Annotated in this window: 13 protein-coding genes and 4 tRNA genes; 5 read left to right on the forward strand and 12 right to left on the reverse strand. The window is 29.1% G+C overall.

Features of this window, described 5'->3' with window-relative positions:
- Positions 1-34: 34 nt before the first annotated feature.
- From AXY43_RS05155 to AXY43_RS05170, 4 genes are all read right to left on the reverse strand, one after another.
- Positions 35-793 (reverse strand): ABC transporter permease, encoded by a 759-nt coding sequence (locus AXY43_RS05155; protein ID WP_105411144.1) that lies wholly within the window; start codon positions 791-793, stop codon positions 35-37.
- On the reverse strand, positions 771-1,295 hold the full coding sequence (locus AXY43_RS05160; RefSeq protein WP_105411145.1) for an L-2-amino-thiazoline-4-carboxylic acid hydrolase: 525 nt from the start codon (positions 1,293-1,295) through the stop codon (positions 771-773). The genes AXY43_RS05155 and AXY43_RS05160 overlap by 23 nt, the downstream gene beginning before the upstream one ends.
- A complete protein-coding gene (locus AXY43_RS05165; RefSeq protein ID WP_105411146.1) occupies positions 1,288-2,622 on the reverse strand; it encodes an amidohydrolase in 1,335 nt (444 codons plus the stop codon). Before AXY43_RS05165 ends, AXY43_RS05160 begins: the two co-directional genes overlap by 8 nt.
- A 180-nt stretch (positions 2,623-2,802) precedes the next feature.
- Positions 2,803-3,258 (reverse strand): MarR family transcriptional regulator, encoded by a 456-nt coding sequence (locus AXY43_RS05170; RefSeq protein WP_105411147.1) that lies wholly within the window; start codon positions 3,256-3,258, stop codon positions 2,803-2,805.
- Between the two features lie 367 nt (positions 3,259-3,625).
- Between AXY43_RS05170 and AXY43_RS05175 the strand changes: the two genes are divergently transcribed.
- Positions 3,626-4,198, forward strand: coding sequence for a sigma-70 family RNA polymerase sigma factor (locus tag AXY43_RS05175; RefSeq protein ID WP_105411148.1), 573 nt, complete (start codon positions 3,626-3,628; stop codon positions 4,196-4,198).
- A 291-nt stretch (positions 4,199-4,489) separates the two neighbouring features.
- Here AXY43_RS05175 and AXY43_RS05180 read toward each other — a convergent pair.
- The 4 genes from AXY43_RS05180 to AXY43_RS05195 all read right to left on the reverse strand — a co-directional run bounded on the left by AXY43_RS05180 (position 4,490) and on the right by AXY43_RS05195 (position 4,915).
- Positions 4,490-4,565 (reverse strand) — tRNA-Lys (locus AXY43_RS05180).
- 79 nt (positions 4,566-4,644) lie between these two features.
- Positions 4,645-4,720, reverse strand: a tRNA-His gene (locus AXY43_RS05185).
- A 7-nt stretch (positions 4,721-4,727) separates the two neighbouring features.
- Positions 4,728-4,804, reverse strand: a tRNA-Arg gene (locus AXY43_RS05190).
- A gap of 37 nt (positions 4,805-4,841) precedes the next feature.
- A tRNA-Gly gene (locus AXY43_RS05195) sits at positions 4,842-4,915 on the reverse strand.
- A 987-nt stretch (positions 4,916-5,902) separates the two neighbouring features.
- On the opposite strand from AXY43_RS05195, the gene AXY43_RS05200 reads away from it, so the two are divergent.
- Positions 5,903-6,307 carry a hypothetical protein gene (locus AXY43_RS05200; protein ID WP_087703310.1) on the forward strand — a complete coding sequence of 135 codons (405 nt, stop codon included), beginning with the start codon at positions 5,903-5,905 and terminating at the stop codon, positions 6,305-6,307.
- Between the two features lie 246 nt (positions 6,308-6,553).
- A complete protein-coding gene (locus AXY43_RS05205) occupies positions 6,554-6,868 on the forward strand; it encodes a hypothetical protein (RefSeq protein ID WP_023974430.1) in 315 nt (104 codons plus the stop codon).
- Between the two features lie 130 nt (positions 6,869-6,998).
- Here the strand turns inward: AXY43_RS05205 and AXY43_RS05210 are convergent, their stop codons facing one another.
- Positions 6,999-7,892, reverse strand: a complete 894-nt coding sequence (locus tag AXY43_RS05210; RefSeq protein ID WP_105411149.1) for a DMT family transporter — start codon at positions 7,890-7,892, stop codon at positions 6,999-7,001.
- A 276-nt stretch (positions 7,893-8,168) separates the two neighbouring features.
- On the opposite strand from AXY43_RS05210, the gene AXY43_RS05215 reads away from it, so the two are divergent.
- Together AXY43_RS05215 and AXY43_RS05220 are read left to right on the forward strand one after the other, a co-directional pair.
- Positions 8,169-9,071, forward strand: a complete 903-nt coding sequence (locus tag AXY43_RS05215) for an AraC family transcriptional regulator (RefSeq protein WP_039769204.1) — start codon at positions 8,169-8,171, stop codon at positions 9,069-9,071.
- Between the two features lie 147 nt (positions 9,072-9,218).
- Entirely contained in the window at positions 9,219-9,785 is a 567-nt protein-coding gene (locus AXY43_RS05220) for a DUF6143 family protein (RefSeq protein WP_039769200.1), read from the forward strand.
- Positions 9,786-10,314: 529 nt separating this feature from the next.
- Here AXY43_RS05220 and AXY43_RS05225 read toward each other — a convergent pair.
- The 3 genes from AXY43_RS05225 to AXY43_RS05235 all read right to left on the reverse strand — a co-directional run bounded on the left by AXY43_RS05225 (position 10,315) and on the right by AXY43_RS05235 (position 12,279).
- Entirely contained in the window at positions 10,315-11,088 is a 774-nt protein-coding gene (locus tag AXY43_RS05225) for an AraC family transcriptional regulator (RefSeq protein ID WP_039769198.1), read from the reverse strand.
- A gap of 5 nt (positions 11,089-11,093) precedes the next feature.
- The gene (locus tag AXY43_RS05230; protein ID WP_017210944.1) at positions 11,094-11,690 is read right to left on the reverse strand and encodes a LysE family translocator; all 597 of its coding nucleotides are present in this window, start codon (positions 11,688-11,690) and stop codon (positions 11,094-11,096) included.
- Between the two features lie 169 nt (positions 11,691-11,859).
- Positions 11,860-12,279, reverse strand: coding sequence for a GNAT family N-acetyltransferase (locus tag AXY43_RS05235; RefSeq protein ID WP_039769196.1), 420 nt, complete (start codon positions 12,277-12,279; stop codon positions 11,860-11,862).
- Between the last annotated feature and the right edge of the window lie 265 nt (positions 12,280-12,544).

The following is a 12,544-nucleotide window of genomic DNA, read 5'->3' on the forward strand; positions in this document are numbered from 1 at the left end:
TATATTTCCCCCTTGGTTTAAATTATTTAATTTATTATTTTATGAATAACCTTTCTTCTATAAGATCTGCAATCTTCACCAATATTACTGATATTATAGTCACTATTATGATTACAAGAAAAAGTCTTGGAGTATTATATAGAGATGCTGCCTCTGATAGCAAAAAACCTAATCCCTTTTTAGCTGCCTGCATTTCTGCAAATATTACTCCTGTTATTCCCGTAGCCGCTGTTACTCTAAGACCAGCAAATATGCTTGGTATTGCTGATGGTAATAACACTTTAAAAATTGTTTGAGTCTTTGATGCCTTAAATACTTTAGCTACTTTTATATAACTATTTGAAGTCTGCTTTGCTCCAGATATAGTATTAAAAAATATTGTAAAAAAACTAAACAGAAATACTAATATGACCTTGCTTGAAAAACCTATTCCAAACCAAATAGTAAGTAAAGGTATTATTGCGACTTTTGGTATTGACATTATTGCGGAAATAAAAGGCGAAAAGAAAGTATCTACCTTTGGAAATGCTACAAATACTAAGCCTAATCCAATACCTAAAATAATAGATATTCCATAACCTGTTAAGAACTCCAATATTGTTATAAAAATATTAGATATCAATATTTTTGCATTTAACACCTCTATTAATTCCTTTATAACTTGTGATGGTGCAGCCAGATATAATTTATTTATTTTCCCAGTAGAAACCAAATACTCAATTAATCCAAAAATCAATATTAAAAGTAAAATCTGCCCTAATATTATTTTCTTATTTGTTTTCTTTTTTTCCATAAGTATATTCCCCCTTTAGAAGCTCTTCTTTAGGAAAATATATCCTTTCACAGGATTTGTCTCCCCACAAGACATTTTGGGTTATTTTATGAGAAGTGTTTCCTGTAAATTCTTCAGCAACAGTAGTATCAGTAACATCGCAATACAAGGAAGCAAGTTCTTTAAACCATGGGTTTTCATCTAATCTTGAAATCCAAGCTTCTCCATATGGGCAATGTGATTCTTTTAATTCAGGTACCCATCCCAAAAAAGGAACATCAGTAAGCTTAATTATATTGTCTGGCACCAATTCTAAATTATTACTTTTTGCTTTTTCTCTCATCCTTTCTGCTCTTTCAATAGACCTCTCAAATAGGACTTTTTCTAATATTTCCTTTGTTTTATCTCCTCCCAATTCATCAGTTAGAACTTTTGAAAAATAAAAATATAAATCTGCAAAATGCCTGCACGCTGTTCTAACCTGCTCTATAGCATAATCTTTTTCAATGTTTTCATTACTCATTTCTATAATCCTCCTTAATCGTATTTTCAAGACTATTCATATAAGCTCTATATTCATCTACAGTAAATTTGGGCTTAAAGGTATTTTTAATTTTTTTAGCTTCATGAGCTTTTTCCTTTAAAAGTCTATAAGCTGTCAACGCCATTATTTTAGCTGTAGCTATATATGCAATTTCTTCATTTATTATTTTAAAATTTTCTGAATGCAATGCCCCTTCTACTCCGCCTGTTTCAAATTTTAATACAGGAATAATATGTGTTAAATCTCCTACATCAGTAGAACCTGCCAAGTGTGCACCAGAATCTATTTTCTTAACTGCCCCCTCTTTCACAACTTCCTTAGAAACATCTAATATAATTTCAGATGGCTCAATAGGTATTACTGGTAAATACCCAGGAAAAGTTTTTATTTCTATTTGTGCTCCAATAGCAAGAGCCCCTGCTTTGAAACTTCTGTCAACTTTCTTATTAGCATCTAAAATAGCTTCAATTGTTTTCCCTCTGACTAAAGTTTCTATAGTAACTTCACCTGGAATAACATTAACCAAATCTCCACCTTTTGTAACTATTGGGTGAACTCTAACTGAATCTTCATCCTTAAAAGTTTCCCGTTGATAAGCTAATGCATTTAACCCGATATTAGCTGCATTTAATGCATTAATCCCTAACTGAGGACTTCCAGCTGCATGAGCTTCTTTGCCTTTATACTTAATAAGTTTAGATACAAATCCATTAGTTGTTGTATCACCAACTATTACAGCTTCTTTATCTGGCCTTGAATGATGAGCAATTGCTATATCTACATCATCAAATTCTCCAATTCTAATAAGTTCACTTTTTCCCCCACCATATTGTATCGATCCCTTTTCTTTTAATGAATTTTTAAATTCAATCTCTCCATACTCCTCAGAAGGAACTGCAAAAAATATGACATTTCCATCTATATGTTGCTTTATCTCTTCATTCGCCAAAGCTATTGAGGCTCCTATTATTCCAGCCAGTTGTGCATGATGACCACAAGAATGACTTGCACCAGTTTCTTTATCTGCAAATGTATGACTTGGACATACTATAGCATCTAGTTCTCCAATCAGTGCTACATTTATTTCTTTAGTATTTACCTTTTTTAAATAGCCTTTAATACCTGTAATAGCTACATCCTTTTTTAAAACTTCTGTGTTTCGGCCTAATATTTCTGCTACCTTTTTAGACGTTTTTACTTCCTTGTAGCCTAACTCTGGATTTCTATAAATATCTCGTGCAAATTTTATTATTTCTTCTCTGTTGTTATCAATGATTTCTATAATTTTTTCTTCAATTCTATCCATTTATTTCCTCCTTATTTTGCTCTATAGTTTAGTATAAAAATTGTTTCTGTATGAAACCATCAGATATAAAAAAGGCTAAGTTTTAAAAAGAAAGTCAATAATCTTTCTTTTCAAAACTTAGCCTCCAGTCTTTCTGGTCAGCAAAATATTAAATTAATATAGTATTTTCATAAAATACATTCATTTTAAATATTGTTCTAATTCTTCAGTGTATTTCTTCAGAAAATTTACAATAAGCTTTTTTTCTTCTTCTGTATAATTATCAAATTCTTTATCAAACGATTGTGTTCTTGATATATGGTACTCATAATGCCCATTGAATGCTTTTAATCCTAGATCAGTCAATTTGAAGTAAATTTCCTTCTTATTATCTAGAAATTTATATTTCTTAATCATGCCTTCTTTTTCTAAGCGTTTTGTAATCTTTGAAACAGTACTTTTTGTAGTATTCATAATTTTTGCAATCTCAGTTGTATTTGCACTCTGATTTTTTTGTATTGCTTCAATCATATGTATATCTGACATATGCAATGGAACCCCACAATTTCCATAATCTTTTGGTCTTTTTTCAAGTTCACCGCTGATAAAAAACATTCTTCCTATCATCTCATCTAGTATAATGCTAAAATTATCCACTTAGACCTCCATTTTTTGTTTCTACGGGAAACAATGTGTTTAATTCATATTAATACTATATGATTAGTATGTCAATATTTTTTTATAAAAAACTTTTCAGTATAGTTACTATATTCATATTACAAAACTTTCCATAAATGCATTATTGTATTTAGATGAATAAATCACACATAAAATACTGATATTTCTAATAAAAATCTTACTTCAACCTAATCTAAAATAAATTAATATAATTTATTTTCTATTTTTATGCAAAATGTACATTCTCGGCCGTATATCTACATGTAGAAATTAACTTAACAATGAACACAACATATGTAAATTAATCAATTTATTTTGCAGCCATTAAGTGAGGAAGGAGGTTCATATGAATTTTGATTATATTGAAAATCTGGTGAGAAGATGTAAAAATAATGATGAAACCGCAAAAGAAAAATTAACTGATGAGTTTAAGCCTTTAATCTATAATATTTCAAAGAAAACTTTTGTTGATGGATATAGCATTTATGATATTCAGCAGGAATGTTATAAATCACTTTTTAAATCTGTTTCCATGTACGATTTGGAGAAGCATAGGTTTGTTGCTTATGCTACTAATGCAATAAAGAATAATGTAAATGATTTAATTAGGAAAATGAATTTCAGAAGTTCTACTGATAGTAATGATGCTTTAAGTTATCATGATAACTTTGAAGAAGATATTCCTTCACAAGAAATATCTATCGAAGCTTCATTATGTGAAATCTGTGATTATGAAGATTTAAATTTAGCTCTTAAAAATCTAAGTGAAGAAGAAATTGAACTTATAAATTTTGTATTCTACAAAAATCATACTGTTAAGGAATATGCTTATTTTAAAGATATGTGCTACTCTACAGCCGTTTTGAAAAAGAAAACTATTTTAAGAAAAATATTTAATAGCATCCCAGTATATTATTAAAATCTAACAGCTCTAAGGTTAACATTTACCTTAGAGCTGTTATTTTTATTATATATGCTGTCATGAATTTCAAATTTTCGCATTTTAATTCTAAGTTATCATTTTTCTTAACCTTTACAAGAGATAGCATAAACTTAAATAATACAAAAAAACTAATTCTTGGGCTATATATTTCCTCTGCCTACAAAGTCATCTGTAAATTTGACTTGATATAATTTTTACTAAATAATAAAAAACCTAAAGCATCAAAGTATATTTAACTATACCTTTTCTACCTTAGGTTAAACAATTTGGTGGCTCACCCGGGAATCGAACCCGGGACACCATGATTAAAAGTCATGTGCTCTACCGACTGAGCTAGTGAACCAGAATAATAATTATAATAGAATGCTTTTACAAATAATTAAGCTAAATCAATTGCCTTGCAGCCTACTAATATTTTTACATGGGGTGAACGATGGGACTCGAACCCACGACAACCAGTGCCACAAACTGGCGCTCTACCAACTGAACTACGTTCACCATTATATGGTGCGTTTTAAGGGATTCGAACCCCTGGCCCACGCCTTAGAAGGGCGTTGCTCTATCCAGCTGAGCTAAAAACGCATATTATTTATTATGTTGCAAACTCTTTAATTTTTTTTGGAGCGGGTAGTGGGAATCGAACCCACCTTTCCAGCTTGGAAGGCTGGAGTATTACCGATATACGATACCCGCAACTAATCTGCTTGTTTATTATATGTTACATGATTATAGGTTGTCAACATAAAAATTTATTTTTTTCAAATAAAGTGCTGAATATTGTATTTTTTTCCGCAAATTCACCGTATTTGTAAACCTATCACTTAGCAGTATCACACGCCTTGACTTTTTTCTTCGCTAAATTAATATAAATTTATAAATATATTTAAATTTCTATCTCGTTGAGTATAATGCTTTTCAATAATAAGTTTATATTTGAAATTTTAGTAATCAAACTGCTTAATAAATAATCTAATATTAAAACTTAATTATTTTATTTAACCAAGTTTTAATATTAAATTAGAATTCACTCTCAATTATTTATTAGCCTCTTATTTTTTATTACATGTCTTATTAAATCAAACCATAAAATAAAAATGTTAACATATGTGCTATATATATTTATAGTTATAGAATATTATCCTGATAAACTGTATCTAATTACAGTATCACTATCTAACTAAATTCTAAATGGTTCAACTAATACTTTTTTAATTTACTCTCCTCCCAAATTTATTTTCATATTAGTTTGTTATTGCCTTAAATATTTTTTATTACCTTCTAAAAAATCCAACCATATATTATACTCCACTAGAAGTTGTTAATTTAAATACTAACCTCTTCTTAAGCCGCATTTTTCAAGCATATTCTGAAGAATATATATTCGTATATGGTAATATTCTTTAGAATATTTATTCTCTAGAGTATTTATTCTTCAGAATAAATATTGTGAAGAATATTAGAATATTCTCTATTTCTGCATATATCCTAAGTGAGATAAATGAAAATTCAAAAGATCTCTTCAAAAAAGTTATCCTGCAAAAAGTTAGAGCTCAAATTTTTCATTTGATTAACAGAATTCTTTCATTTGATCTTTTATATTTAGAAGCATGCATTTCTTTTATCATTTATAGAAAGAATGTACAAAAAATTTATTATGATATTTAGTAAAGGAGAACACTTATGAGTAAAAGAAAACAAAATGAACTACCAAAAAATGATTTTGCTCCAGATGAGAATGAAGAAATAATTGGTTTTACACCTGAACCAGTCATTTCTGGCAAGTGCATTTCATCTTTTTCATTTGATGATGATGAAGCAGCATCTACCCAAAATGTTAAAGCATCTAATTCTAATATTCTTGCAGATAATAGAAAAGTTTCATTAGCAAATGGCATGGCTCCACCTATTGATGGTGAATTCCTAGATACTAAACGAACTTATATGCTTAGATCTTCTACTGTTAGAAAAGTTAATGAATTAAAGAGCAGGCATCCTGACTTAAATACCTATGTAAGTACTATAGTGGACATGGCTATAGCTCACTACTATAATTACATAGTAAATGAATGCGAAAAAAAAGAATAATCTACTAGGGTGTAATAGATCATTCTAAATACTTGTTATCATCTATTTAATAAGGGGTAAATAATGATTAACTATCTTATAAATTTATAATACAGGATGAATATGTCATTTGTATGACAAGCTATAATTTTCTAAATCAGTTATTAGAATTTTGTAATAATTTATTTTTCTTAACTTGCTATAATATATTTTGAATATATTTTCACCGCTTTCAAATACTATAAATTATGAAAGGTGGCGAGTATAATGAAAAAATTTATTGTTATATTTTCTATTTTTTTATTCTTATTACTTAGCATAAATACAGTAAATGCTTTTGCTGCTAGTAAAACTTTAACTCAAGGGCTGTATACCTTAAAAGACTCAGGCTTATCAGCAGGCATTGATTATAATGTTGAAAATAATTCTTCTGGTAGAGCCATACTTCTTATAGTTGATAGCACTCAATTAATACAGGAGCTAATTCGTTTTGAACCTAATTCTCGCAAATATATCATGAAACCGCTAAATTATGGGGATATAATTATAATAGTTACTACGGGTAATTTAGAATTCTCTTAATGAGTATACTTATGATTTTATCAATACCTGCTGACTCATTGTCATCCAGCTATCTATTAATCTACTTAAGCATTTTGTATTAATATGCTGATATATTGAACTAATTTTCATTCTATATTGAAACAACTTTTTATTGCTTTATACGAGACAAAATTATAATTGTAGTTATAATACATGCCGTTCCAATCCATTGTGCTATTCCAAGCTCTTCATGTAACCATAATACAGATAATATAGCAGCCGATAAAGGTTCAGCTGATGATAATATACTTGACTCTGTCGGCTTTATATAATTTAAACTTTCTAAAAAGCAAGTAAAAGCAATTAACGTTCCAAATAATACTACAAATATAATAGCTAATATTGAATTAGTAGACCAAATTCCAGTGCAATTCCATGGCTGCTCAATAAAGCTGAAGGCTATTCCTCCTATTAACATCCCCCACCCAACTACTAATATGGATCCCCATTTTCTAAGAAGTAAGCGAGGTTGTAAAGTATAAAAGGCTGCTGCAAATGCTGCTGCAATTCCCCAAAACAATGCCAACCTTGAAATAGATATACTATGAATATTCCCCTTTGTAATTATAAAAAATGTCCCTAGCATTGCTAGTCCAATAGCAATAATTTCTTTAAGCTTTGGAATTTTTTTATTACGAATGGCTAAATAACAAGTAATTATTACTGGTGATGAATATTGAAGTATTGTTGCTGTTGCTGCATTCCCATATTTAATGGCTGCAAAATATGTATATTGTACACCTAGCATGCCTAATATACTAAAAAATATAAGACTCAAAGCATCATTCTTACTTTTCCATACTTTCCATATATTTTGCTCACCTTTCATAAAAGTATATAATAATAAAATTATTCCCGATGATAATAAACGTATTACAACAAGCCACTCTGGACTAAATCCCTTTTTCTGAAATAAGTATTGAGCAGCAGTACCTGATATTCCCCATAACATGGCTCCTATGATTACCAGGATTATTCCTTTTATCCTTGGCTGAAAGTTCACTATACTTCCTCCTTTTTGTATTTATTCTTAATTAACTTATATATATTGCAAAAATAATTCTTCATCATAATTCTAAAAATATTACAATAATTTTAGCCGTAATTGTGAAATTTGAATTATGAATTGGACATATATAATCATTTGCAATATATATTTTAGCTAATTGCAATTATATTGATTTAATATAACAAATATGTAATAATTTTATTATTATTTATGGCATTAAACAATTAATATATTGTCAGAAATTAAAACTATATTAGCGAGATGATAAATATGCAAGCAACAAGAATAGAAGTAAATGATAATTTGCAAGAAACAGTAAAACATGGTTCTCATGATTTTCCACTAGCAATTTATACTGACAAATTTAATCTGTTTGAAGATGGATATATAAGATGGCATTGGCATAAGGAAGTACAATTTTCATATTCACTTTATGATAAAGTAGTAGTTTTTATTGAAGATGAAGAAATAATATTATCTCCAGGTGAAGGAATTATGATAAATTCAAATGTACTTCATCAAATTAAACCATATGAAAATATCGATTGTATGATGTTTTCCATTGATTTTGATTCAACTTTAATTGGAGGAAGTGAAGAATCCCTTATTGAAAAAAAGTACCTATCTCCAATTATTGAGAGTAATAATTTGAAATTTATCTCTTTAAAACCTGACGTTCCTTGGCAAAAAAGAATCTTATCGCATCTGGAACAAGTTTTTATATTATCTCATGAAAAATCATATGGATATGAGTTGGAAATGAAAAATTATTTAAGTATTGTTTGGTTAAACTTAATTAAAGAAATAAAGGAAGATATTAAAAGAACTGTACCTTCAGCATCAAATGATGATGAACGTGTGAAAATGGCAATGCAATATATTCAAAAGAATTATGCAGATAATATTGATCTAGATAGTATCGCAAGAACTGCAAATATCAGCAAAAGTGAGTGCTGTCGAAGCTTTAAAAGAATTTTGAAAGTAACTCCTTTTGAATACTTAATGGAATATAGAGTTTCAAAAGCAGCAGAGCTACTTCTAAAAAATAAGGATTCCATTTCTAATATTTCTCTCGATGTAGGTTTTAATGGCATAAGTTACTTTGGAAAAGTATTTAAAAAGTACAGGAATTGTTCTCCCTCTGAATATAGAACTAAATATTGCCGCAGGTAAAGTAATTATAAAATATATACTATATCTACGGCGCTATAGCTTACTTTTATTAATAACATGAGCATTTTATGCATTTACGGAATATTATATATATAAAGAAACTCTATAGTAATATTTATAAAAATTAATCCGTAGGAGATGTAATTTATGTTAGAAAATAATAGTAATTATATACTAGATAATAAAAGTGCTAAATTACAAGAAGTAGTTAGCATTCCTATTTCTTTATATAAATCAATGAGAGGAAGATACTTTGTAGGCCAGACAGAAACTTTATGGGTGGGTAATGGTTCAAATGCCTGGGCTGGTTTGGTAAATCCACGTAATTCAGATGTCAATTTATATGCAAATGTATTTACTATTTCAAATTTATCTAATGACTATTTAACTGCCCAAATATGGTTAAATACTAGTTTTCCTGAAAAAGCTTGTGTATCCCGTAAGACCTCTCCAACCAACACTGCGTTAAAGCCAATGCCCAAAAACAAGGTAGATATTAGATTTATTGAATCTACTAGAATTGTTCCTAAAGATGGAGTTAATGTATATGAAAGAATAGTACCTCCTAATACAACATTAGTAGGTGAGGAAGATGGAAAGTTTATAGAAGCTCCAGGTGGAAACTATACTCTAATTATAAAATCATCAAATTTAGCAATTGATAAGGTAGTAGTCGCATTTGGATGGTGGGAAAAACCAATATGTAAAAAGTAGATTCTATTAAATATATGGCCTAATGTTCCCCCCATATGAATAATTATTTTTAACTCGCATATACTATGATTGCTTCTCATTATGTTATTATTTACGAAATCCATTTTGACTCCATTATTGGGGTCTTTTTTATTTAAAGAATTATTTATTACTATCTAGAATTATTTAAACTTATCCTTCATATAATTAAAGGAAACCTCTTGAGTGTTATTTTTTGTTCTCTTGGTTACCCTTCATTCATAGTTACTTTTTTGTTTTAATCCATTCACTTTTTAGCCCCTTATTTTAGGGGCTTTTATTATTTTTCTATGAATAATTTTATGAAATATCCACAAACTAGAATGTCTTCATAATCAAATCAAAACTCCATTTTTGATCTATTTAATTCTAAATATGTGATGTTTATATTATGTATTATTTAAGATATATTAGGGCACGATAAAATATTAATTATCACATACATAAAAATGCCCCTTTATTGGGGCATTTTTCATGTTTAGCAAAAATCATTCTAAAAAATCACCTTAATTTATAAATACGATAAATATTCAAATGCTGTTATTCCATATATGCTTTTAAAATACTTATTTAAATGTGTTAAATCAACAAAATCACATTCTGCTATCGCTGAATAAACATCTCTATTTTTCTCTATTAACTTTTTTGCCATTTCTACTTTGCAGTTAAGAAAATATTGATATGGCGAAATTCCAGTATTAGCTTTAAATAATCTAATAAACTGAAATTTTGACATATTAAACTCTCTACAAATATCATCAAGCCTTAATACATTCTCTAAGTTATAATAAATCATATTCTTTGCTTTTTTAATTAAATCATTTTCTTTCTTGTAACTTATACAAAGATCCGTTTGTGCAAAACTATCTGCAAAAGATAAAAAAAATTCACTACACAATGCATCATCTTTTCCACTTAATATTGCATTAGAAAGATTTAATATTTGCTGCTCAAGTCTGTAATTATAAATAATAGGAGAAGAAAAACAGACTATATCCTTTTTTTCAATACTCTCTAAAAATAATTTTGGCTCAATATATAACATAATATAATCAAGACCTGTCTCATCATGTGCCATTCCGTCATGTGGCTGCTCAGGATTAAAAAGCATAACACCATTTTGATAAGATAACTGCAAGCTACCATCTAAGTTATACTGCTGAATGCCTCTCAAAGTTACACCTATTGCATATTCTTTATGACAGTGCTTCTTATATTTAAAGTCAGCAAAACTTGCTGATAGTGCGGTAATACCTGCTGATTTTTTATATATAAATTTATCCATATAAATCACCCCTTAATCAGCTCACCTACACCAGATACTATTATTGCAGAATAAACTAAAAATAATGCCATAATTATATTAACAATTTTTTGATGTTTCTGCAAAAATGTCTTAAAGATTGTACCAAAAAGTACCCATGTAATAAATGCACCAAATCCAATAATTGTTATATATGCAACAAATACCATTAAAGTAGATAGTTTAGTATAGTATGGCATAACAAAACTCGGAATTACTGTCATTGTAAATAATACGACCTTTGGATTCACAAACTGCATAAGAAACCCTGATAAAAAAGTTGCCGTTTCTTTTGCAGTTGATTTTGATGTATCCATCTTGCATATTTGATAAGCAAGATAGAGAATATAAAGACTTCCGATTATCTGCATGATGCATAGAATTTTTGGCAAAACCGCCATAAGTGCAGTATTTAAAATAGCTGAAATAATAAGTAATAAACCAAACGCAATAGTTGCTCCATATGTATACTCCATTGCCTTCTTTGTCCCCCAATTATTTACCGTAGACAATATTACAATATTCGTAGGTCCAGGCGTAACTGTAACAATAATACAGTAAATAAGAAAAGATGTAATATTCATGAATCAAGCCCCTTTCAAAGTATTCTCATGAATTATACATCTGAACTTAAATAGCATATAGTATATTATTGCAAGATTACATTCCCCAATAACCTTCTAGTATGAATCGTATAATCGTCTTACTTTTCGTTTATTTCACCTTTTATTGCGATTATTTCATGTACATATATTAACCTAAATTCTTTCTCATCAATATATGTAGACAATCTTCCTCTAAATAAGGTTCTCCCTGCTTTTCATACCCTTGTTTTTCATAAAATTCTGCAACTCGTGCCTGTCCTGATAACATTACGTTTTTTCCACCTTCCCGAGCAATGCTATCTTCTGCAGCATTAAGGATTTTTGCCCCAATATTTTTCCCTCGCCATTCCTTTACAACAGCAACTCTTCCTATGATAAATGACTCTTTCTTACTATTAAAATAGATTCTACAGGTTGAAATTGGCTGTTCGCCGTCATACATAACAATGTGCTTAGCAATTCCATCAATTTCATCAAACTCTTCAACAAAGCCCTGCTCTTTTACAAACACTTCTACTCTTATTTTTTTAGCCTCTTCTGGTAAATAGTTATACTCTTTAATTATCATTTTATGACCTCCCCTTCAAAACAAAAGGCATCCAAAAGCTAACCTTATAGTGTGAAAACACACCGTACCTACGGCTGGCTTTTGTATGCCTTATAATACAATCATCCGGTGATGAAAGTATAAGCTCTAATTTATTTTTTAAATAAATTATATATAAAAATTTGTTGTAAGTCAATGAATAATGCTATTCAATTTTGACAGCATCCCCATTAACTCCATTGCCTAAGATAGCGGCTTGTTTTGCGTTAGAAGTATCTGTATTGGC

Source organism: Clostridium sp. MF28 (assembly GCF_002969175.1).
Taxonomy (GTDB): domain Bacteria; phylum Bacillota; class Clostridia; order Clostridiales; family Clostridiaceae; genus Clostridium; species Clostridium beijerinckii.